The following is a 20,301-nucleotide window of genomic DNA, read 5'->3' as shown; positions in this document are numbered from 1 at the left end:
GCCGCTAAGTGACAGTTCCCAGACCCATGTCGGAACACGTCCAGGCGCGGGTCTTTCGGCCAATCCGCTTCATCGAACCACTTGTCCAGCCATCCCATGCGTCGGGGAGGACGTAGGTTCATAGTAGGAGGGACGAAATGAGCGTAATGGAGGCGTCTTCCAGGTAGAGCGGAAACCTGAAGTCAAGAGACAGCGGATCATAGGAGACTCAACATGAAAATCGGGCGTTTGGGTGAAGCCGGGTCGGAGCAGCCCGTGAACGAACTTCAGGGCCTGGTGGCCATCGTGACTGGCGGGTCATCCGGCATCGGAGATGCGGTCATCCGCAGGCTTCAGGCCTTGGGCGCCCACGTCGCGGTTTTTGCCCGGAATCCGGCATCAGCGCCCGGCGCCTTCCCGGTCGCCTGCGACGTCAGCGATGACGGCTCCGTCCGTGCCGCCGTCGGCTCCCTCCTCGCGGAGTTCGGCCGGTTGGACATTGTGGTGAACAACGCCGGCATTGGCGCTCAGGGCACGGTGGAGGACAACGACGACGACGAGTGGTACCGGGTGTGGGACGTCAATGTTGTGGGCATGGTCCGCGTCAGCAGGGCGGCACTCCCTGCCCTGCGGGAGTCGCCGTCGGCGGCCATTGTCAATATGTGCTCGGTGGCCGCCACAGCCGGTCTCCAGAAGCGGGCTCTATACTCGGCCACCAAGGGTGCGGTGCTGTCGCTGACCCAGGCCATGGCGGCGGACCACCTCCATGAGGGCATCAGGGTGAATTGCGTCAATCCCGGGACGGCGGACACCCCGTGGATCTCGCGCCTGCTGGAGGCGGCCCCGGACCCTGCTGTAGAGCGCGCCGCGCTTGAAGCCCGCCAGCCCCATGGGCGGCTGGTAACAGCAGACGAGGTGGCCGGTGCCGTTGCCTACCTCGCGAGCCCGTTGTCCGGCTCCACGACGGGCACCTCCATAGCCGTCGACGGCGGTATGCAGGCGCTGCGACTGCGCCCGGCAACGCCGTGACCAGGGCCTGAAACCAAGGAATCCACGGGGCCAGCAACTCTAGCTCGCCTTGGCCGCCAATACCGGGCAATCCGAGTTGTAGCAGCTCCTGGGCGCATCCATCGGTAGCGGCAACGGGACCGGCGGTCGGAGGGAGAAAGAAGACTGACATACTCTGACCATGGCTTCTTCCTTCGAATGCACGACCCGGACGGCCCTAGGCAAAGAGGAACTCTTCGACCTGTCCCGCAGTATCGATGCGCACAAGGAATCGATGGCCCGGTCCCGGGAAGAAGCAATCGCAGGGGTGACCTCCGGCCTGATCTGACTAGGCGAGGAGGTGACCTGGCGGGCCTGGCACTTCGGTGTTCCGCTGCGGATGACGAGCCGGATCACTGAAATGGATGCAGCCGACTACTTTGTGGACGAACAGGTCCGCGGCCCGTTCCGAAGCTTCCGGCACGTCTACGAGTTCAGCGAGCACGCCGGCGGCACCGTGATGGTGGACCGGGTCGAGTTCGCGGCACCGTTCGGGCTCCTCGGGTGCCTGGTCGAGAAGCTGGTCCTCACCCGCTACCTCCGGAACCTCATCGAGACCCGAAACCGGCACCTCATTGCGGTTCGGCGAACAGGTGACCAGGTGGACCGTCCGATGCGACGGTAGCCTTTGAGCGGATGAAGTCGCGGTCCTGCGGGGACAACAGCATCTGGCCGTGCTGGTCACACTCCATGTCCTGGCCGGACTCTTCACGAATGGTCGCTGTAATGCCATGCGGCAGGATCAGGCATCCCGGATTGTCCAGGAGCCACTTCTTCGTCTCCGGATCGAGCCGGTCCCACTGATCCTCGACCGTCATTTCAACCGAAACATCCTTCCCTGCCATGAGCCACAACGTCGTGTCGCTCGCGTCAGCTTAGGCTACGTCAAGGGTAGGAGCGTCTTCCGCAACTCTGCTGTACCAGCGTGCTGGTTCCAGCAGGATCCTGGAATGCAGTCGGGCGTGAAGCGGTCCCCGGGCCGCGGGCGCCGGGGACCACTGCTGGGGGAGGAATGCCTTCGCCCTGTTGCTGCTTGTGCGCTAAAGACGCAGTGGCGCTCTTGATGAAAGCCAACCGCCCTAAATGCAGCCTCTGACGTCGGCATCCCTCCCGGTCTGCTAGGCGCTGATCTGCTGCTGTGCGCCGGCTCCGGACGTAATCTCGATCTTCCGCGGCTGCGCCTTCTCCGCCACCGGGATACGCAGCGTCAGGACGCCGCCGTCATAGGCCGCCTTGACGTTCTCGGTGTCCAGCGTTTCGCCCAGGATCAGCTGCCGGCTAAAGACACCGTGGGGCCGCTCCGCAGCAATATATTCGACCCCATCACCTGCTTTATGCGGGCACTCCGCGCGGATGCTCAGCACGTTCTGGTCAACATCCACGTCGATTGATTCGGTGTCCACGCCGGGCAGGTCAACCGCCACCACGAACTCGTTGCCTTCGCGCCAGGCATCCAGGGCCATTGCGGCCGGACGTGCGGCCGTGCCGAACACCTGCTGCGTCAGCCGGTCGAGCTGGCGGAACGGATCGCTCATCAACATGACATACCTCCTGGATCAGCAAATGACCGGATCTATATTCACTGACACAGATTTAATAGCACCGGGGACGTAGGCTGACAAGGGGAAAACGCAGGATCGCACATGCAGCGCTGGCTGCGCTTCCAACACCTGACCCGGATACCTGACCCGGGCGGATCATTGCAGTTCTCCGCTCAAAACATCCAGCGGACCGTTACAGTAGCCAGATGAAACACGCCTGGGCGCAGCACGTGCTCTCGGTGATCGAACATGCCATTGACACACTGGCAACGGGACCGGAGCGTATTCACCAGCGGCTGGCTGACGCCTACCAGTACAGCGGCCTGGCTGAGACGGTCGCCGCGGATTCGGAACTTCCGCCCGCGATCCTGGCTCTCCAGCTCGATTTGCAGGCAGCGATGGACACTGTGCATGACACCGAGCGGGGCCAGGCAGTCGCCAGTGCCCGGCGCCTCACTGACGACCAGTGCATCATCTTCGTCCGCAGAATCCTCGCCGCGGAGCGCGAGCTGCGCGAACTGTCCGCCCGGCACGACCAGGAGTGACCCCGGCGGCAAGGGCGCCCTCCACCGCCCTAAACTGGTGGCATGGGCGAGGATGGCGCATCCCCCTGCAGCACAAGGAACCATCAGATTGCGTGCCGACGACTTGCTTCACTGGCGGCAGCTGCCCTTGCACTTTCAGCCTGCACCCCGCCGGAGCCGCCAGCGGTCTCTGAACCGCTGCCGCTGACCGTAGAAGTGAACCAGTCTCGCGACCAGTACGGGAAGCAGGCCATCCAGTTCCTGCTCATCAACGTGTCCGGCGGCCCCCTTACGGTAGCCGGTGCGCAGGTCACGTCACCCCTGTTCCAAGGCGACATCCTGTGGGATCCAACACGCGGCAGTTTCGAACTGCTTCCCGGCCAGCCCACGAGCCTTCCGGCCCGGCTTCCGGCAGCAGCCTGCGGCGACGCGGCCCTTTCATCCGCGGAACAAACCATCGCCACCGTCCGGTATTTGGTGCCTGGCGAGAGGGATGCCCGGGCGGTGAGGCCCCTCGCCGACGACCCCTTCGGAGTCCTTGAACGGAACAACCGGGAGCTGTGCCTCGCCGCCGACGCCGCCGCTGTGGCGGCCATCGTTCTGGACCCCCGCCTTGTCGCGCCGGACTCGCGCACCGCCGTCATCCGGCTGGTCATCACGCCGAAGCACCCGCCCGGAACTCAGTCGGAGGCAACTGCCGGGGTCGCTGACGATTACCAGCATTGACGGACCACGCTGCTGACCGAACCGCACAACGAGCCCTGGCCGCGGAACATCCAGGTCAAGCAGGGTGATCCGCCAACCGAGATACCACTGCCGGTCAAACCAGCCCGCTGTGATCCACACGCCGTTGCCGAGGACAAGGTGGGCACCCTGCTGCCCCTACGCGTCAGCTTGCGAGGACAGGAGGGGCTGCTAAAGATGCCCTGCCTGGGCAGGCAGCTTTGAGGGCCGCACCGCCCTGGGCCTCGGCGTCCGCGCCCGGCTGCCCTTCAAGGTCTTCACCGTTGCAGGTCCCGGTAACGGATCCAAGCTCGTGATTGACGTCGCCCACCGTTGGTAACAGCTAAAGCCAGATAAGTAGCGGTGCCCCGCTCCCAATGGGAGGCGGGGCATCGTCTTGCCTGCACCGTGCGGCAATGCATCGTTGGACATCCGTCGGGGAAATTTCAGGAGCGAATTCCGCCCGCCGGCTAAAGCCCGCCGTCCCGGCGGGAGACGGGTTGAATGACGCCCGGAAAAAGGGGCATGGGACGATCGTTTAGGCCGGGGCTTGCGGGTTCGGCCGGATCGGCAGAGGAGTACCGTCCGGCCCGTCAATCACGTACTGCACCTCGTCCGGGTTCGGCCAGCGGTCCAGCTGATCCTCGACCAGTTCGTCGGTTTCGCCGACCGTATCGATGGCGAGGTGCTCGAGCTTGCCGTCGTAGATGTGCAGCATCACTTGCAGAGGGGCGCCGGTCTCCGCCTCATACCGTGCGGTGACGGGGAAGACTTGGATCTGCGGGACTGCGCGCGGCACGTCATCGGGGATCTGGAACTGAGCGGCCGGAACGAAATCCTCGTCCCAGTAAATTTCCTCGGCCTGCTCCAGCTGGGCCAGCAGGGCGTCTGCGCCAGATACATCGGCGGCACTGAGGATGGCCCTAGTCAGCTCCCCCACTGCCGGGGTTAGGGGGCGGACCTGCGTCAGTGCATCGAGGGCGACGGACTCTCGCTCTTCCTTCCTTGCTGTGGCTCGGTCAGCCAGGAACATCGCGAAGGTCAGGGCCGCCGATCCTGCGGCCAGCCACCGTCGCGGCCGGGAGATGCCGGCTGAGCTAAGCCAGTGCACCATCCGGGATTCCAGCGCATCATTGGCGTCTGCGAACCGGAGCACTAAGGCCGCCGCCGCGATCCCGGCTGCTGCATTCAGCGGCGCCAGGACAGGTCTGGTCCGGTTGACAGTGGCTGCGGTGTAGAGACCGGTCAGGGCTGCCGTGGCGGTACGCAAGGTCCGGCGTTGTGCCGTGGTCAGCTTCGCCGGGTCGACAAGTGCCAGCGCGCCGATCACGGCAGTTGACACCGTGCCGAACACGGGCGAGGCCGGGTCGGTCAGCGAAGTTCTTGGCTGGAAAGTCGTCATGTTGGCTCCTCGGGTTGAGCGTGAGTCTACTTCCCTCCCGTCTTTGCGGGCCTTCCTCGTTCACCCTCTCGTCAGGGAGCGGCTCAATCACGTCAGTGGACTTGGGCTGTAAGTGCACAGGCTAACCATCGTCCACACCGAACCCAACCATGACGACCTGGAGGCTTGAAGAGCGTCAATTGCGGCATGCGGTTCCCTCGGCAGGCAGTGCCGGGCCGGCTGTAGCGGCGGTATTCCCCTGCACCTGCTCGTAGAAATGGATGATCGTTTCGGCCTTCTCGGCGCGCAACTTCCTGATGAGCAGCACTGGCTGCTGGACGGGACCGTGGTTCCACAGCCGGGCCTCCTGCACGAAAACCTCAAGGTCCATTCAAAGCGCCTTCACGGCCTGCTGGTTCCGAGGCAGGTCCCCCGGCGGCCACCCACAGCGCCTTTTCGTAGTCCCCACCGAAGCTCACCTGAGTCAGGTCTTTGTACTTGACCTTGAAGGTCCCATCCTCCCATCGGGCATTGGTGCCGATGGTCACCAGTTTCACAGCCTTTTCGAATACTTGATCGGGACGCCCACGAAGAACGGCCTCGGCCACTTCTCCTCCATGAATACCGACAGGGGATTGGTTGTTTCGGCAGAGGATTCCAGGATGCTGCGTGGGCTCTGTGTGCTTTGGGGCGCCAGTGCGGCGGGCGGCCAGCCCGGCTGCTGCTTCAGTACGTCATCAAGGCCGTGCTCGAGTCTGACGTGGCGGATCAGGTCGAGTCTGAGGGCCATGTATCCGTTGAGATAGGCGCCGTCCCGGATAGCAGCCATCAGCATCCACTCGTCGCCTATCTCCTGCACAACTCCGTGGCGTTCGCTGCCCGTTTTGACGGACTGGGCAATGCTGACTGGATGCTGCTCGGTCATGGACTGCTCGAGCCTGGATCGGATCTTCTTTCGGGATTGTTTCTTGTGCCCCGGGACCGCTACGACCGCGACATCCTGCCGAAAGGGTGGGCCTACCCCCTTGGCCGGGATGAAGTGACCAAGGCGCTCCTCTCGGCAGGCGTCCGACTGGGGAGTCTGTCATTTGGCTCAGGCGTCCTCCGAGCGACCGAACCTCTCCACGTCCTGCAGGTTCACTGGCCGTCGGATGCACGCGCCAAATACTTCCACGCGAAGAATTTTAGTCCTCCCCGCTGATGATGTTTGTCAATGCCGTCCCTTCATCGCTGCGGCTCGCCGTCGGCCACGCAGTGCGAGCGAGACATTTGGTTACAGCAGGCAGTTGCCTGGGCAGGGCAGGCCCCGGACCAGGGCAACGCCTGGACAGCGTCAGACCACTACTGGACGTTCAAGTGTGCAGCGGATGCAGGGCTCACGGTAGAAACAAGCTAGGGCGCGAAGAGAGCCAAGAGTGTGAGACTCAGTAATTCGTGTGGGCGGGGACAGCCGCCCTTCTGGTGCTTTCAGCGGTGAGCGGTAAGACTTGCTGCAGCAGGAGGAGTGTTCCTTGGCGCAAGCGAAGCGGGAGGGGGCTCGCAAGACACCGGCTGTTCGCATCACCGCTATCGCCCGCATGCCACTCGCGGTATCGTTCTACGCCTCGGCCCGTTGTCAACTCCTTCCGGCAACAGAAGCAGCCTCCATGGCAAGCCCAGGGCGCCACTGCCCCTTTCCGGCTCGCAATGCTGGCCGGAGTCCTGTTCAGCCTCTTCGGGACCGTCTTGATGCTTTGAATCAGCGAACTTTCTGGATTCGCCAGGCGGCGGCGAGGACGACGCAGTGACCAGCCCTTGCGTGCAATTGTTGTCCCGGAGTCTGCGAGGCGCCACGCCGACTCCTGGAGTGTTCACCGCGCAGCCAGTCAAGTCGCTCCACCGGCCGCTGGAGCTGCCTCCGCAGCCAGCCGGCAGCGAAGGTTTCGTACGTCTCCGGTGCCTCGTCCGCCCGATCACTGTGAGGCCGTCTCCGTCGTAGACGTGGTTGTCGAGGTGGTCATTGCCCCATCCACTTTTTAGGACTCGGCCGAACGGGCCCTCGTGCCAGTAGCCCACCTGGAGCGTTTCCCATTGCACGGACTCCCACACTTCCACCTGTCCATTGACGTAAGGGGTGGGTGGTGAGGCCGAAACGCGCGTGTACTCGGCGTCCTGAGCCGTCACGGGCACCCGGTCGCCCCGCCGCGGCCCGCCACGTCGAGGAGGGCACCGACGAGTTCGGGACCCAGCGCCAGTGCTGCATCGTTGTGGTTCGCCTCCGCTACCTCCACCTCGATAACGTAGTTTCCGGACTCCCGGGCCGCCTGAGCCACGTCCCGGCTCTGCTGTGCGGGCACGATGGTGTCCTCGCTCCCGTAGACCACGGCGATTGGGACGTCCGCTCGCGCTACGTTCTCGCGTACCGGGTAGTGATCGCGAAGCAACCAGCCCACCGGCACGCCGTAGGCCGCCCAGCCGGCGTCGGCGAGCGAGGTAAAAGGTGAGCGCAGCAGCATCGCGGCTGGAGGGTGCTCGGTGGCGAGCTCCGTAACCACCCCGGCACCGATGCTCTCCCCGAAATAGACGAGCGAGCCCGCCGGTACTCCTGCCGCACCTGTCAGGAACTCGCGAGCGGCGCGGACATCGCGCGCGAGACCGTCCTCGGACGGGTGCCCGGGATTCGCCGCGTAACCGCGATAATCGAAGAGCAGCACGCCGAACCCGAGCTCGCTGATCGCTCGTCCCAGCCCTGCCCGATAAGCCCGGTTGCCGCCGTTGCCCGATGCGACGAGCACGGTCGCGCGGCAGCCGACTGCGGCTGGCAAGTACCAGGCACCGAGCTCGAGGCCGTCACTCGTCGTGAGCGTGACTTCCCGGGCTCCGGGCAACAGCTCCGCGGCCGGGCGTGGCTGACCGCGGTCAGGAAAATAGATGAGCGAGCGTTGGAAGAACCACGGCATGCCAACCAGGAGCCCGACGACGACGAACAGGGTTGCGAGCGGCATGATCCTTCGCACCGTCAACTTTTTCGGCACCGTCCTATGATCGCAGAGCGGTTCCCGCCGCACACGGCACGTGGCCCACGACCTGAACACCGACCGCTGACGCACGCCGTCGAGCACGTGATATAGGAGAAGAAGAAATTCGACAGTCGTGGGCAGACGGCACGTCTGCCATGACGCCGGCGACCCGGATGGCCTATCTTCCACCGCACGCGACGCGATCGAGGCCCACCTGACGATCGTGTTCACCACGCTTGCCGTCTCCAGAACCGTCCAGAACAGGACCGGGCGTGCGGTCGCCAACGTCATCAAACAACTCCGGCCCCTGCGCTCAGCAACCATCGCCATTGTGAAAATGGTGGAAAGAAGCGACGGCGGAAAGCTTGCCGTTAACCTGACTTGGCTCATTTCCTTAGTGCGTGAATTTTGGGGCCGTGGATCGCGTTGAGGATGGCTTGCTGCTCTACGTTGATGTCGGGGTCGAATCTTTGCGTGGTGCCGTTGATGATCTTTCCCTACATGCATTTACAAATAACCCGCCCTAGCGAGGCCTGACGCCCCCTTTCACAAACCGCACCCCGTCAAGGGCTTCCATGCGAGCTGAGGAAGACGGATTCGATCGGACTGGGGATTCAGGCTGATCGTTTTTCGCGGCCGCCGGCTCTGCTCAGGGAGGCGGGCGGACCCCACTGAGGTAGGCCAGCTGCTGTCCGAAAGCCCCGACTTCTTCGGGGGAAGGATCGCGTCCGGGATGCTCCAGAATTGCAGGTTGGGTTGACCTTGACCTGGGTGTCGCCGGCGATGAGAATCCTGAGAATGATGACGGTGGCCGTCGGCATCGACGTTGGGCTCCTTGACGGCAAGGGGCTTGACCCGGTTGCCTTGGACGCCTCCCGCCGGATCCGCCAGGCCGTCCCGCACCTTCGGGATCTCGACGAACTCGTACGGGTCGTGGAGACGCACGCACCTGAAGTCGTCTGCATCGATTCGCCCTCACAATGGGCGGAGCCGGGCACCCGCTGCCCCGCCGAGCTGGACTTGGCCCGACGGGGAATCAACCTCTACGCCACTCCGCCGGCAGACCGTGCCAGTCCATTCCACCGCTGGATGCAGGACGGGTTCAGTGTCTATGCAGCACTCGCCCACGCGTACCCCCGATATACCGGCGGCGACGTTCACGGGAAAGCGGCCGAGTACTTCCCGCATGCCTCTGCAGTTGCGCTGAACGGGCGGATCGGGGCGCTTGCCGAGAAGATCCCAATCCGCCGGCAGCTGTTAGCAGAGCAAGGAATCGATGAGCGGGTGCTGATTGGCGCTGACCAGGTGGACGCGGCGCTTGGAGCACTTACGGGACTCATCGCCCTGGAAGGGCGGCATTCTTGGGTGGGCGAGGGGACGGATGCGATGCTTCTTCCCGTGCAGGAGCTGCGTGCACGGTACCTACGCGCTCCTGCAGCTCCGGCCGTTCGGAGCGTAGGCGGTACTGCGCACCCGCCGTTTCCAGCCGACGAGAAGCGTGCGCCTTGTCTCTGCGGATGCGGCGGAACGCCAGCAGGGCGGCGATCACGATTCAAGCCTGGCCATCACCGGTAAACTCCGCGACGTTCGGCAGTCCAACTTTTTTCACTAGAATTGGACCGCTGGCGACTCCGACCTTCAATCCCGTGCTGGGGGCAGACGGCCACTTATCGTTTAGCTGATCAGTGAAATCACTTCCGAAGGTTCGAACAGTGATACCCGCACAGATGGCCCTTTCGTAACGACATTCACCCCAAAACAGACCGAAGCCATCGCTCTGGATGTTAACGAAATTGACGTCGAAGGTATCGAGAATCTTGACGACTCCACCGGCGCCAGCGTCATAGATGCTAGCCGTACTCGCGGGCTTGCGCCCTTTCTCCAGATTGGTTGACGACTTCAAATCGAAAAAAACCGCTACCAAATCGTCGAGGTGATGCCAGGTCAAGCCCCGAAGACGGAGCTGCTGTTCTCATCAACCCGGACGGCCTAACCGTCTACTTGGAAGACTTCCGACTAAACACGGAGTGCTCCGAGATGGGGAGCGTTCTTCCACTTAGGTCGGCATCTCACATGAGGGCCAGATTCTGAGCAAGTTGTTGAATCAAGGTCAAGCTGACCAGAACTGGTCCAACTTGGTCCTGAAGAGCTGAACTAGCTCCACATTTCACCATTTGGCTAGTTTCCGCCAAATTTCCAGTGCCGTTTCGCCGACTGGTATGCGAACCGCCACTTAGCCTCGACCTCGCAACAGCAGCCTTAGAAGTCCCAGTCTTCGTCTTCAGTGTTCACGGCCTTCCCAATGACATACGAGGAACCCGAGCCCGAGAAGAAGTCGTGGTTCTCGTCGGCGTTCGGCGACAGGGCGGACAGGATCGCAGGGTTCACGTCCGTGACGGAGGCCGGGAACATGGCTTCGTAGCCGAGGTTCATCAGGGCCTTGTTGGCGTTGTAGTGCAGGAACTTTTTGACGTCCTCGGCCAGGCCGACGCCGTCGTAGAGGTCGTGCGTGTACTGGACTTCGTTCTCGTACAGCTCGAACAGCAGCTCGAAGGTGTAGTCCTTGATCTCCTGCCGGCGCGCCTCGGAAACCGTCTCCAGTCCGCGCTGGAACTTGTAGCCGATGTAGTAGCCGTGCACGGCCTCATCGCGGATGATCAGGCGGATCAGGTCAGCCGTGTTCGTCAGCTTGGCCCTGGAGGACCAGTACATGGGCAGGTAGAAGCCCGAGTAGAACAGGAAGCTCTCCAGCAGAGTGGAGGCAACCTTCCGCTTCAGGGGATCGTCACCCTGGTAATAGTCCATGACGATCTGCGCCTTCTTCTGAAGGTTCGCGTTCTCGGTGGACCAGCGGAACGCCTCGTCGATCTCCTTAGTGGAGGCCAGCGTGGAGAAAATGGAGGAGTAGCTCTTCGCGTGCACAGACTCCATAAAGGCGATGTTCGTGTAAACAGCCTCTTCATGCGGAGTCAGCGCATCCGGAATCAGCGAGACGGCGCCGACGGTGCCCTGAATTGTGTCCAGCAGGGTCAGGCCGGTGAACACGCGCATGGTCAGCTGCTGCTCGGCGGGGGTCAGCGTGTTCCACGACTGGACGTCGTTGGACAGCGGCACCTTCTCCGGCAGCCAGAAGTTATTGACGAGGCGGTTCCAGACCTCGACGTCCTTGTCGTCCTGGATGCGGTTCCAGTTGATGGCCTCGACGTGGCTCAGCAGCTTGACCTTCTCGGTCATGTCTTCCCCTAAGAAGTTGGGTTGGTTCTTACTTAAAGCGTACGACGACGGGCGGGCACCCGCCGTCGTACTGGTGACGATTTAGTCGAAGCTACAACATGCAGCTGACGCAGCCCTCCACCTCCGTCCCTTCCAGCGCGAGCTGGCGGAGACGGATGTAGTAGATGGTCTTGATGCCCTTCTTCCAGGCGTAGATCTGGGCCTTGTTGATGTCGCGGGTGGTAGCGGTGTCCTTGAAGAACAGCGTCAGGGACAGGCCCTGGTCCACGTGCTGCGTGGCAGCGGCGTAGGTGTCGATGACCTTCTCGTAGCCGATCTCGTACGCGTCCTGGTAGTACTCCAAGTTGTCATTTGTCAGGTACGGCGCCGGGTAGTAGACGCGGCCGATCTTGCCTTCCTTGCGGATCTCGATCTTCGAGGCCACCGGGTGGATCGAGGAGGTCGAGTTGTTGATGTAGGAGATCGAGCCCGTCGGCGGAACGGCCTGCAGGTTCTGGTTGTAGATGCCGTGCTCCATGACCGAAGCCTTCAGTGCGCGCCAGTCATCCTGCGTGGGGATGTGCACGTTCTTGAAGAGCTCCTGCACCTTCTCGGTCTGCGGCACCCACTCCTGCTCCGTGTACTTGTCGAAGAACTCGCCCGAGGCGTACTTGGACTTCTCGAAGCCACCGAACGTCTGGCCGGTTTCAATGGACAGCAGGTTGGACGCGCGGATGGCGTGGAACACGACCGTGTAGAAGTAGATGTTGGTGAAATCAAGGCCCTCTTCGGAGCCGTAGTGGACCCGCTCGCGCGCCAGGTAGCCGTGCAGGTTCATCTGGCCCAGGCCGATGGCGTGCGACTGGTCATTGCCCTTGGCAATGGACGGCACCGAGGTGATGTTGGACATGTCCGACACGGCCGAAAGCGAACGGATCGCCGTCTCGATGGTGCGCCCGAAGTCCGGGGAGTCCATCGTCTTGGCGATGTTCAGCGAGCCCAGGTTGCAGGAGATGTCCTTGCCGGTCTCGTCGTAGGACAGGTCATCGTGGTACGTCGTGGGCTGGGAGACCTGGAGGATCTCGGAGCACAGGTTGGACATGATGATCTTGCCGTCAATCGGATTGGCCCGGTTCACAGTGTCCTCGAACATGATGTACGGGTAGCCAGACTCAAACTGGATCTCGGCGAGGGTCTGGAAGAACTCGCGCGCCTTGATCTTGGTCTTCTTGATCCGGGAGTCGTCCACCATCTCGTAGTACTTCTCGGTGACCGAAACGTCAGAGAACGGCATCCCGTAGACGCGTTCGACGTCGTACGGCGAGAACAGGTACATGTCCTCGTCCCTCTTGGCCAGCTCGAACGTGATGTCCGGGATCACGACGCCGAGCGAGAGGGTCTTGATGCGGATCTTTTCGTCCGCGTTCTCCCGTTTGGTGTCCAGGAACCGGTAGATGTCCGGGTGGTGCGCGTGCAGATACACGGCGCCGGCGCCTTGGCGGGCACCGAGCTGGTTGGCGTAGGAGAAGCTGTCTTCGAGGAGCTTCATCACGGGGATGACGCCGGAGGACTGGTTCTCGATCTGCTTGATCGGCGCACCGACCTCGCGGATGTTGGTCAGCGCAAAGGCCACACCGCCGCCGCGCTTGGAGAGCTGCAGGGCGGAGTTGATGGAGCGCCCGATCGACTCCATGTTGTCTTCGATGCGGAGCAGGAAGCAGGAGACGAGCTCGCCGCGCTGCTTCTTGCCGGCATTCAGGAACGTCGGGGTGGCCGGCTGGAAGCGACCCTCGATGATCTCGTCGACCATCTGGGTCGCCAGTTCCTCATTGCCGCGGGCCAGGTGCAGGGCCACCATGCACACACGGTCCTCGTAGCGCTCCAGGAAGCGTTTGCCGTCGAACGTCTTCAGCGTGTAGGACGTGTAGAACTTAAAGGCGCCCAGGAAGGTCTCGAAGCGGAACTTCTTCTTGTACGCACGGTTGAACAGCTCACGGATGAAGTTCATCGTGTACTGGTCGAGGGTCTCGCGCTCGTAGTACTGGTTCTTCACCAGGTAGTCGAGCTTCTCCTCGAGGTCGTGGAAGAAGACCGTGTTGTTGTTCACGTGCTGCAGGAAGTACTGATGGGCCGCCTCGCGGTCCGCCTCGAACTGGATCTCGCCGTTCGGACCGTACAGGTTCAGCATCGCGTTCAGCTCGTGGTAGCCCAGGCCCTTGTAGGCGGCAGGGAGTGCCGGCTTCTCCTGCTTGTCAACAGCCGTGTCCATGGACGCTTCCTTCCCTCCGGGCCTGGTTACTTCTGTGTCTGCGACAGTCGTGTCCAAAACTCTTCCAATCCTTGTCGTACGCGGGTCACGTCTTCTGGCGTGCCCATAAGTTCAAAGCGGTACAGGTGCGGAACCTTGCACTTGGCCGCAATGATGTCGCCCGCCATGCAGTAGTTGTCACCAAAATTCGTGTTTCCAGCCCCGATAACGCCCCGAAGCAGGCCGCGGTTCTGCGGGTTGTTCAGGAACCTGATGACCTGCTTGGGTACCGAGCCTTCGCCGCCGGTTCCGCCATAAGTGGGAACGACGAGCACGAACGGCTCGGAGGCAATGAGGGGCTCGTCCTTCGCGTGCAGCGGGATCCTTGCGGCGTCCGAACCCAGTTTCTCGATGAAGCGCCTGGTGTTCTCGGAGGCCGAGGAGAAGTAGATGAGGCGGCTGCTTGTCTGGTTCACGGAATGTGTCTGACTGACAGGCGTCGTGTTCGCAGCCTGGGCTGCGACCGGCGCATCGGCTAGGGCCGGCGCGGCCATTGGAGTCACCTCACCTACTGGGAAATTCTCTGCCGGAGACGGCGTGGTGCCGCCTTATGCCACCGAAGCGGAAGCGCTCAGCGCAAGCTCTTCGATCTTGTCCGGGCGGAAACCTGACCAGTGGTCCCGGTCCGTAACTACTACCGGGGCCTGCATGTAACCGAGCGACTTCAGGCGCTCAAGGGCGTCCGCGTCCTGGGAGATGTCCACGCTCTGGTAGGCGATGCCCTTCTTGTCCAGCGCGCGGTACGTCGCGTTGCACTGTACACAGGCCGGCTTGGTGTAAACCGTAACGGTCATGGTTCCTGTCCCCTTTGTTGATCTCACTGCTGCTGCACTCTTCTAAGACCTTGTTCGGGCCTGTATTCAAAATCTCTGCCATCATTGCGGTGGACTCTGCCGGACTTACTGTCCAGTACTGGCTGCGCCGGTCTCCCGCTCGATCTGTATGTCGATACTACATGTAGTGCACGGCCCCGATCAGGACCCCAAGATGATGTATTACAAGTATGTCATTTAATGCACTTTTAATCCACAGGCAGGGGCCGCCAAAATGTCCGGATTTCCGCGATTTTGCCGGACTGAATCCACACCCTGTGGAGTAGTTGCACACATTTAAACGCCTGCGTGTCGCGGGTGGGACCGGCGTGTCGCCCCCTCCCCCGAAGGCTGGCAGTTGTGGTGCCGCGCACAACGAACGGCCGGGTTGCTCCCTTCCCGCCGCACGATGTGAGCAACCGAACCCGCACTGCGGCGGCCATGCTGCTTTCCCGCCCCTGCACGACGCGGAGTAGTGTGGGCTGGTGGTCAATCCCGTACATTTGAGGACCCTGCTGGAAGTGACCAGGCTGGGCTCCTTCGCGGCCGCAGCGAGCAGGCTTGGCTACACGGCCTCCGCCGTGTCGCAGCAGATGACCGCCTTGGAGCGGGACACCGGCGTCCGCCTGTTTCAAAGATCAGCCCGCAGCGTGGTCCCCACTGACGCCGCATTCGTCATGGCCCGGCATGCGGCCAAGGTGCTCACCGACATTGAGGCCCTGATGGCCGCCGCCTCGAAAACCCACGACACCACAAGCCAGGAACTGCGGCTCGGCATCTTCCCCAGCCTCGCCACCTATGTCCTGCCCGTGATCCTGAAGAAGCCGGCCTGGAAAGACTTGGGCATCGACCTGCGCGTCTCCGTCGCTGAACCCGCGCAAACCATCCAGGGGCTCCGCACCGGCGGCGACGTCGATGTCGCGCTCGTGTACCAGGTGGGCCAGTCAGGACTCGCATGGCCGCACACCATCAACCGGCAGTGGATCGGCGATGACAACTTCCGCGTGGTCCTGCCCAGCGGCTGGGGTTTCCGCACCGAGGCCAAAGTCGCGGCGGACCATCTCTCCGACATGCCGTGGATCATGCACCACCCCGGCACAAGCGACGCCACGGTGATCGAACGGCTTTTTGCCAGCTGCAACCTGCATCCGCGCGTCGTGGCCTACAGCGATGATTTCCACGCCAGCCTCGAAATGGCAGCCGCCGGTCTGGGTGCGGCATTGGTTCCGGAGCTTGCGTTACGGAACCGCCCGAGGGGCGTCGTGGTGCTCGATGTCCCGGAGATCCGGCTGGCCCGCAACGTTTTTGCCCTGCTGATCAATGAGCGGAAGACCGCCAGGGTGCAGCTCTTCGTTGACCTCTTGGCTGACACCCTCGCCAGTCTGAGCTCACCAGATAAATAAGACCGATGCTGGAATGCTCCGCTTTTCGGGTCTATGTTGAAGATATGACCAAGGTAGCCAGCCAGCACTTCGGAGAAATAGAGCTCAATCACGGCCGTGACCACAACATCGCCATTGAGCATGAGCTGGCGGGTCAGCGGCTTGAGCTGGACCTGGTCATCACGGCCAATGACCGCTTCGACGAGGCCGCCATGCACAAGGTGGACTACCGCCTGCGCTACCTGCCCGAACTCGTGGACGAGGTCCGCGAGATGATCGCCGAAGAGCTGGAGCAGGAAGGCACCAGCCCCCACGAGTACCTTCGCTTCCACAGCAACGCGCTCAAGGACGAGCACCTGCAGAAAGTTTTCGGCGTCACGGACAAGAGCCAACTGACCAGTGCGGTCTTCCTGAAGGCCCTGAAACTGGGCCACGTCGGCATCTTCCCCGGCCAGCCCGAACGCTATTTCGTCCTGGATTTCACTCTCGGCCAGCACTTTACCGACGAGGTGCTGGTGGCGTCGGCGGACGAGGACGGCGTCGTGGACGACGAGATTGTCTGGGAGTCCTGAACACCCCTAAGAGTTAAACGCCGACGGCGGGCGGTCACCCAAGGTGACCGCCCGCCGTCGGCGTCTCAAGCCCGATCAGCGGCTACGTCATACTCCTATTTTGCACCTTCGAGCACTTCGGCGCGTACTGTCCTGGTGGCCTTGACCAGGTTGCGCAGGGACTCTTCAGTCTCGGCGTAGCCACGGGTCTTTAGGCCGCAGTCCGGGTTAACCCAGAGCTGGCGGGACGGAACGTGCTTGACTGCAGTGCTGAGGAGCTCTGTGACTTCCTGCTCACCCGGAACGCGCGGCGAGTGGATGTCGTACACGCCCGGGCCGACGCCGCGGCCGAAGCCGTGGGACTCGAGGTCATGCACGACCTCCATGCGGGAGCGGGCTGCCTCGATCGAGGTCACGTCGGCGTCCAGGCCGTCGATGGCGTCGATGATGGCCCCGAACTCGGAGTAGCACAGGTGGGTGTGGATCTGGGTTTCATCAGCTACACCGGCGGTGGACAGGCGGAACGAGTTGACAGACCAGTCCAGGTACGCGGCCTGCTCCGCCTTGCGCAGCGGCAGGAGTTCGCGCAGTGCGGGCTCGTCCACCTGGATGATCTTGATGCCGGCGGCCTCGAGGTCGGCGATCTCGTCGCGCAGGGCCAGGGCGACCTGGTTGGCGGTTTCGCCCAGCGGCTGGTCGTCGCGAACGAAGGACCAGGCGAGGATGGTGACGGGTCCGGTGAGCATGCCCTTCATCGGCTTGCTGGTCAGGGACTGCGCGTACTTGGCCCACTCCACGGTGATGGGGGCACTGCGGGTCACGTCGCCCCAGAGGATGGACGGACGGGTGCAGCGTGAGCCGTAGGACTGGACCCAGCCGTGGCCCGTGACGTCGAAGCCTTCGAGGTTCTCCGCGAAGTACTGCACCATGTCGTTGCGCTCGGGCTCGCCGTGCACCAGGACGTCGAAGCCGAGCTCTTCCTGCAGGTCCACGACGCGCTTGATCTCGTCCTTCATGAGCTGCTCGTACTGCTCCGTGGTGAGGTCGCCCTTGTTGGCGCGGGCACGGGCGGTGCGGATCTCAGACGTCTGCGGGAACGAGCCGATGGTGGTGGTGGGCAGCGGCGGCAGGGCCAGGGCCTTCTCCTGGGCTGCTTCGCGCACCCAGTAATCGGAGCGGTTGAAGTCGGCGGAGGTCAGGGCGGCGGTGCGGGCGCGGACGTCGGCACGCTGCACGCCGTCGGCCTGGGCACGGGAGGCGATGATGCGGCTGGCTTCGTCGATAACCGGCTGCACGGCAGCGGCGTCGGTCAGGAGACCGGCCAGGGTGACCACCTCAACGGCCTTCTGGTCGGCAAAGGCCAGCCAGCTGCGGAGCTGCTCGGAGAGCTGGGTCTCCTCCTCGACGTCGTGCGGGACGTGCTGGGTGGAGGTGGAGGTGCTGATGGCCAGCGTGGCGACGCTCTTGCGCAGGTCGGCGATCTTGTCCGCCGAGGCCTGCAGGTCGTTGCGCCAGATGTTGTGGCCGTCCACGACGCCAGCAACGAGGGTCTTGGTGCCCAGCGCTGCCAGGGCGGCGGCGGAGGGAACGGCGCCCTTGAAGACATCGATGTGCAGGGCGTCGATGGTGGTGGCGGCGAGGGTGCCGAGCTGGCCGTTGAGAGCGCCGTACGGCGTTGAGACGAACAGCTGGGGGCGCCTGGCTGCAGCGCCGAGGACCTCGTAAGAGCGGGCAACCGCTGCCTGGATCTCCTGTTCCGAGGTGTCCTGGTCAACCACCAGGGCAGGCTCGTCCAGCTGGACCCAGCTGGCGCCGGCGGCAGCCAGCTTCTCAAGCAGGGCGGTGTAGACGGGCAGTACGTCCTCGAGACGGGACAGCGGACTGAAGCCGGCGGGAGCGTCGTCGGAAGCCTTGCTCAGCAGCAGGAAGGTGACGGGTCCCACGATGTAGGGGCGGGTTTCGACGCCGTTGGCCAGCGCGTATTCGAACTCTTCAACGATGCGGTTCGAAGTCAGCGCGAAGTTGGTCTCCGGGCCGATTTCCGGCACCAGGTAGTGGTAGTTCGTGTCGAACCACTTCGTCATTTCCAGCGGCTGCTGGTCCTTGTTGCCGCGGGCCAGGGTGAAGTATCCGTCGATGTCCAGCTGTCCCTCAGCGTTGAGGAGGCTGCCGAAGCGGGCCGGAACCGCACCGACGTGGGCGGCTGCGTCGAGCACCTGGTCATAGAAGGAGAAGGTTCCCGGAACGGCGGCGGGCTCTGTCAGGCCCAGTGCCTGCAGGCGCCTGGCGGTACCCAGCTGGATCTCCTTGGCTGCGGCGTCAAGGGCGGCGGCGTCAATTTTGCCGGCCCAGTAGGCCTCGACGGCCTTCTTGAGTTCGCGGCGGCGGCCGATGCGGGGGTAGCCGAGGATGGAGGCGGACGGGAACGCGGTGTTCTGTTCAGTCATGACAGTTTCCTTGAAATGGTTGGGAAAGTTTGTACAGGGTCTTGCTGTCCGGGCGCACGTGCAAGCTGACGTAGCTCATCAGCTGGCAGTGCTCGTCAGCTGGCGGTGCATGCCAGCTTTGCCAATCAGCAGGCGGTGCTTGTCAGCTGGCGAGCTGGCGGCGTGCCATCGCGTTGAGACGGCTGGTGGCACGTGCCGGCCTGGCGAGCGAAAGCTTGTCGAGGACTTCCATGGCGCTCTGGTGTTCGTTGAACGTGTACAGGTGGAGGCCGGGCGCTCCGGCGTCCAAGGCAGCGTTGGCCAGGTCCACAGTGGCGCTGATACCGATGCGCATGCGCTCTGCGTCCGAATCAGCCGCGGCGAGCCGTGCGATCAGTTCCGGGGAAGGTTCGACGCCGGTCAGCTCACCAAGGCGCTTCAGCCGCCGGAGGCTCGTGAGCGGCATGACGCCGGGGATGATGGGAATGGTGACGCCTGCCCGGCGGGCCCTGGTGATGAGGTCCGCGTACTGCTCGGTGTGGAAGAACACCTGGGTGATGGCGAAATCCGCACCGGAGCGCTGCTTGGCCAGCAGCACCTCGACGTCGTGCGCCTCACTCGGGGATTCCGGGTGCCGTGTGGGGTACGCTGCCACACCGACGGCTACCTTGCCTGCACACAGCAGGGCGGACCGTCGCTGCTCCACGCGCCGGATCAGTTCGATCAGGTCCTGGGCGTAGCGCAATGAGCCGCTAATGGGCTCTCCGCTGTCCTTGGGCTGGTCCCCGCGAAGTGCCAGGATGCCCCGGACTCCGGCGTCGAGCAGTTCGCCGATGATCTCGGCCAGCTCGGCCGGCGTGTTTCCCACGCAGGTCAGGTGGGCCAACGGCCGGAGAGTGGTCTCCAGCACGAGCCGGTTGATGAGTTCGACGGCGGTGTCGCGGTTGGATCCGCTGGCACCGTACGTGACGCTGACATAGTCAGGGTCAGTGGTTTCGAGCTCCCGGATGGTGGTCCAGAGAGTTTCGGCCGCCGCGGGCGAACGCGGTGGAAAAAGCTCGTAGGACAACGCAACAGGGGCTGCGTCGGAAAGATTTGGATGTGTCTCAATAAGGCTAGGTGGTGACATTTGCGTCCTTGGCTATGGGCCATTGAAGGCTGGACTGCCTTGGCGGTGAGGCCAGTGCAGCATGCGGTCAATGAATTGAGTTTGGGGAACACGGAACAAACTTCGGCAGGGCGCAGCCGCGACTGTTACGCCTGAAGAGAAGCAAGTCCGTGAGCAAATGTCAGGCCCACATGGGGGCACCCACACCCTCCTTGGCGGATGCCTTGTGGCACCACCGCAGCGGAGGATCGCTGACACGTTACCTCGGTAACTTGTATAGAACTCTAGGAGCAGCGACGGGACTGGT

21 protein-coding genes and 2 pseudogenes are annotated in these 20,301 nt (G+C 63.1%); 9 read left to right on the top strand and 14 right to left on the bottom strand.

What is annotated here, in order from left to right; all coding sequences use genetic code 11:
• Positions 1 to 213 precede the first annotated feature (213 nt).
• Together M1E01_RS08515 and M1E01_RS08510 are read left to right on the top strand one after the other, a co-directional pair.
• Positions 214 to 1,008, top strand: coding sequence for an SDR family NAD(P)-dependent oxidoreductase (locus M1E01_RS08515; protein ID WP_457974597.1), 795 nt, complete (start codon positions 214 to 216; stop codon positions 1,006 to 1,008).
• A gap of 160 nt (positions 1,009 to 1,168) precedes the next feature.
• A pseudogene (locus tag M1E01_RS08510) lies at positions 1,169 to 1,651 on the top strand (SRPBCC family protein).
• Here the strand turns inward: M1E01_RS08510 and M1E01_RS08505 are convergent.
• Together M1E01_RS08505 and M1E01_RS08500 are read right to left on the bottom strand one after the other, a co-directional pair.
• Positions 1,599 to 1,844 (bottom strand): hypothetical protein, encoded by a 246-nt coding sequence (locus tag M1E01_RS08505; protein ID WP_457974596.1) that lies wholly within the window; start codon positions 1,842 to 1,844, stop codon positions 1,599 to 1,601. The pseudogene M1E01_RS08510 and the gene M1E01_RS08505 overlap by 53 nt on opposite strands.
• 300 nt (positions 1,845 to 2,144) lie before the next feature.
• Positions 2,145 to 2,567, bottom strand: a complete 423-nt coding sequence (locus tag M1E01_RS08500; RefSeq protein WP_457974595.1) for an Hsp20/alpha crystallin family protein — start codon at positions 2,565 to 2,567, stop codon at positions 2,145 to 2,147.
• A 206-nt stretch (positions 2,568 to 2,773) separates the two neighbouring features.
• Here M1E01_RS08500 and M1E01_RS08495 point away from each other — a divergent pair, with 206 nt between their 5' ends.
• The 3 genes and pseudogenes from M1E01_RS08495 to M1E01_RS08485 form a co-directional block, all read left to right on the top strand.
• Positions 2,774 to 3,112: a hypothetical protein gene (locus M1E01_RS08495; RefSeq protein WP_457974594.1), complete on the top strand. Its 339-nt coding sequence runs from the start codon at positions 2,774 to 2,776 to the stop codon at positions 3,110 to 3,112.
• A gap of 195 nt (positions 3,113 to 3,307) precedes the next feature.
• Positions 3,308 to 3,817 (top strand): hypothetical protein, encoded by a 510-nt coding sequence (locus M1E01_RS08490; protein ID WP_457974593.1) that lies wholly within the window; start codon positions 3,308 to 3,310, stop codon positions 3,815 to 3,817.
• A 202-nt stretch (positions 3,818 to 4,019) separates the two neighbouring features.
• Positions 4,020 to 4,154 (top strand): annotated as a pseudogene (locus tag M1E01_RS08485) (AMIN-like domain-containing (lipo)protein); the annotation flags it as partial.
• A gap of 198 nt (positions 4,155 to 4,352) precedes the next feature.
• Here M1E01_RS08485 and M1E01_RS08480 read toward each other — a convergent pair.
• The 5 genes from M1E01_RS08480 to M1E01_RS08460 form a co-directional block, all read right to left on the bottom strand.
• Positions 4,353 to 5,216, bottom strand: coding sequence for a hypothetical protein (locus M1E01_RS08480; protein ID WP_457974592.1), 864 nt, complete (start codon positions 5,214 to 5,216; stop codon positions 4,353 to 4,355).
• 175 nt (positions 5,217 to 5,391) lie between these two features.
• Entirely contained in the window at positions 5,392 to 5,586 is a 195-nt protein-coding gene (locus M1E01_RS08475) for a hypothetical protein (protein WP_457974591.1), read from the bottom strand.
• Positions 5,576 to 5,743, bottom strand: a complete 168-nt coding sequence (locus M1E01_RS08470) for a hypothetical protein (RefSeq protein WP_457974590.1) — start codon at positions 5,741 to 5,743, stop codon at positions 5,576 to 5,578. The genes M1E01_RS08475 and M1E01_RS08470 overlap by 11 nt, the downstream gene beginning before the upstream one ends.
• A 5-nt stretch (positions 5,744 to 5,748) precedes the next feature.
• Entirely contained in the window at positions 5,749 to 6,120 is a 372-nt protein-coding gene (locus M1E01_RS08465; protein ID WP_457974589.1) for a hypothetical protein, read from the bottom strand.
• 1,234 nt (positions 6,121 to 7,354) lie between these two features.
• Positions 7,355 to 8,179 (bottom strand): alpha/beta hydrolase, encoded by an 825-nt coding sequence (locus tag M1E01_RS08460; RefSeq protein WP_457974588.1) that lies wholly within the window; start codon positions 8,177 to 8,179, stop codon positions 7,355 to 7,357.
• 148 nt (positions 8,180 to 8,327) lie between these two features.
• On the opposite strand from M1E01_RS08460, the gene M1E01_RS08455 reads away from it, so the two are divergent.
• Positions 8,328 to 8,624: a hypothetical protein gene (locus M1E01_RS08455; RefSeq protein ID WP_457975031.1), complete on the top strand. Its 297-nt coding sequence runs from the start codon at positions 8,328 to 8,330 to the stop codon at positions 8,622 to 8,624.
• A 368-nt stretch (positions 8,625 to 8,992) separates the two neighbouring features.
• On the top strand, positions 8,993 to 9,769 hold the full coding sequence (locus tag M1E01_RS08450) for a DUF429 domain-containing protein (RefSeq protein ID WP_457974587.1): 777 nt from the start codon (positions 8,993 to 8,995) through the stop codon (positions 9,767 to 9,769).
• Here the strand turns inward: M1E01_RS08450 and M1E01_RS08445 are convergent.
• The 5 genes from M1E01_RS08445 to nrdH all read right to left on the bottom strand — a co-directional run bounded on the left by M1E01_RS08445 (position 9,747) and on the right by nrdH (position 14,509).
• On the bottom strand, positions 9,747 to 10,142 hold the full coding sequence (locus tag M1E01_RS08445; RefSeq protein WP_457974586.1) for a hypothetical protein: 396 nt from the start codon (positions 10,140 to 10,142) through the stop codon (positions 9,747 to 9,749). The genes M1E01_RS08450 and M1E01_RS08445 overlap by 23 nt on opposite strands.
• Positions 10,143 to 10,453: 311 nt before the next feature.
• The gene (gene nrdF / locus M1E01_RS08440; RefSeq protein WP_457974585.1) at positions 10,454 to 11,428 is read right to left on the bottom strand and encodes a class 1b ribonucleoside-diphosphate reductase subunit beta; all 975 of its coding nucleotides are present in this window, start codon (positions 11,426 to 11,428) and stop codon (positions 10,454 to 10,456) included.
• Between the two features lie 91 nt (positions 11,429 to 11,519).
• Complete coding sequence (nrdE, locus tag M1E01_RS08435; protein ID WP_457974584.1) at positions 11,520 to 13,676, bottom strand: class 1b ribonucleoside-diphosphate reductase subunit alpha; 2,157 nt, start codon at positions 13,674 to 13,676, stop codon at positions 11,520 to 11,522.
• Positions 13,677 to 13,702: 26 nt separating this feature from the next.
• The gene (gene nrdI / locus M1E01_RS08430) at positions 13,703 to 14,209 is read right to left on the bottom strand and encodes a class Ib ribonucleoside-diphosphate reductase assembly flavoprotein NrdI (protein ID WP_457974583.1); all 507 of its coding nucleotides are present in this window, start codon (positions 14,207 to 14,209) and stop codon (positions 13,703 to 13,705) included.
• A 54-nt stretch (positions 14,210 to 14,263) separates the two neighbouring features.
• Positions 14,264 to 14,509: a glutaredoxin-like protein NrdH gene (gene nrdH / locus M1E01_RS08425; protein ID WP_457974582.1), complete on the bottom strand. Its 246-nt coding sequence runs from the start codon at positions 14,507 to 14,509 to the stop codon at positions 14,264 to 14,266.
• Positions 14,510 to 15,012: 503 nt separating this feature from the next.
• On the opposite strand from nrdH, the gene M1E01_RS08420 reads away from it, so the two are divergent.
• Positions 15,013 to 15,930, top strand: coding sequence for a LysR family transcriptional regulator (locus M1E01_RS08420; RefSeq protein ID WP_457974581.1), 918 nt, complete (start codon positions 15,013 to 15,015; stop codon positions 15,928 to 15,930).
• Between the two features lie 44 nt (positions 15,931 to 15,974).
• The gene (locus M1E01_RS08415; protein ID WP_457974580.1) at positions 15,975 to 16,481 is read left to right on the top strand and encodes a DUF2004 domain-containing protein; all 507 of its coding nucleotides are present in this window, start codon (positions 15,975 to 15,977) and stop codon (positions 16,479 to 16,481) included.
• A gap of 95 nt (positions 16,482 to 16,576) precedes the next feature.
• Here the strand turns inward: M1E01_RS08415 and metE are convergent, their stop codons facing one another.
• On the bottom strand, positions 16,577 to 18,907 hold the full coding sequence (metE, locus tag M1E01_RS08410) for a 5-methyltetrahydropteroyltriglutamate--homocysteine S-methyltransferase (RefSeq protein ID WP_457974579.1): 2,331 nt from the start codon (positions 18,905 to 18,907) through the stop codon (positions 16,577 to 16,579).
• 142 nt (positions 18,908 to 19,049) lie between these two features.
• Complete coding sequence (locus tag M1E01_RS08405) at positions 19,050 to 20,015, bottom strand: methylenetetrahydrofolate reductase (protein ID WP_457974578.1); 966 nt, start codon at positions 20,013 to 20,015, stop codon at positions 19,050 to 19,052.
• Positions 20,016 to 20,301: the final 286 nt, after the last annotated feature.

The sequence above is a fragment of the Arthrobacter sp. D1-17 genome (genome assembly GCF_054130535.1).
This window is presented reverse-complemented; position numbering and strand designations above follow the sequence as displayed.

Coding starts and splice junctions, on each gene's coding strand:
- nrdE (WP_457974584.1), bottom strand. CDS start 13,676: ATGGACACGGCTGTTGACAAGCAGGAGAAGCCGGCACTCCCTGCCGCC.
- M1E01_RS08480 (WP_457974592.1), bottom strand. CDS start 5,216: ATGACGACTTTCCAGCCAAGAACTTCGCTGACCGACCCGGCCTCGCCC.
- M1E01_RS08505 (WP_457974596.1), bottom strand. CDS start 1,844: ATGACGGTCGAGGATCAGTGGGACCGGCTCGATCCGGAGACGAAGAAG.
- metE (WP_457974579.1), bottom strand. CDS start 18,907: ATGACTGAACAGAACACCGCGTTCCCGTCCGCCTCCATCCTCGGCTAC.
- M1E01_RS08515 (WP_457974597.1), top strand. CDS start 214: ATGAAAATCGGGCGTTTGGGTGAAGCCGGGTCGGAGCAGCCCGTGAAC.
- M1E01_RS08415 (WP_457974580.1), top strand. CDS start 15,975: ATGACCAAGGTAGCCAGCCAGCACTTCGGAGAAATAGAGCTCAATCAC.
- nrdH (WP_457974582.1), bottom strand. CDS start 14,509: ATGACCGTTACGGTTTACACCAAGCCGGCCTGTGTACAGTGCAACGCG.
- M1E01_RS08450 (WP_457974587.1), top strand. CDS start 8,993: ATGATGACGGTGGCCGTCGGCATCGACGTTGGGCTCCTTGACGGCAAG.
- nrdI (WP_457974583.1), bottom strand. CDS start 14,209: ATGGCCGCGCCGGCCCTAGCCGATGCGCCGGTCGCAGCCCAGGCTGCG.
- M1E01_RS08465 (WP_457974589.1), bottom strand. CDS start 6,120: ATGACCGAGCAGCATCCAGTCAGCATTGCCCAGTCCGTCAAAACGGGC.
- M1E01_RS08475 (WP_457974591.1), bottom strand. CDS start 5,586: ATGGACCTTGAGGTTTTCGTGCAGGAGGCCCGGCTGTGGAACCACGGT.
- M1E01_RS08460 (WP_457974588.1), bottom strand. CDS start 8,179: ATGCCGCTCGCAACCCTGTTCGTCGTCGTCGGGCTCCTGGTTGGCATG.
- M1E01_RS08500 (WP_457974595.1), bottom strand. CDS start 2,567: ATGTTGATGAGCGATCCGTTCCGCCAGCTCGACCGGCTGACGCAGCAG.
- M1E01_RS08495 (WP_457974594.1), top strand. CDS start 2,774: ATGAAACACGCCTGGGCGCAGCACGTGCTCTCGGTGATCGAACATGCC.
- nrdF (WP_457974585.1), bottom strand. CDS start 11,428: ATGACCGAGAAGGTCAAGCTGCTGAGCCACGTCGAGGCCATCAACTGG.
- M1E01_RS08405 (WP_457974578.1), bottom strand. CDS start 20,015: ATGTCACCACCTAGCCTTATTGAGACACATCCAAATCTTTCCGACGCA.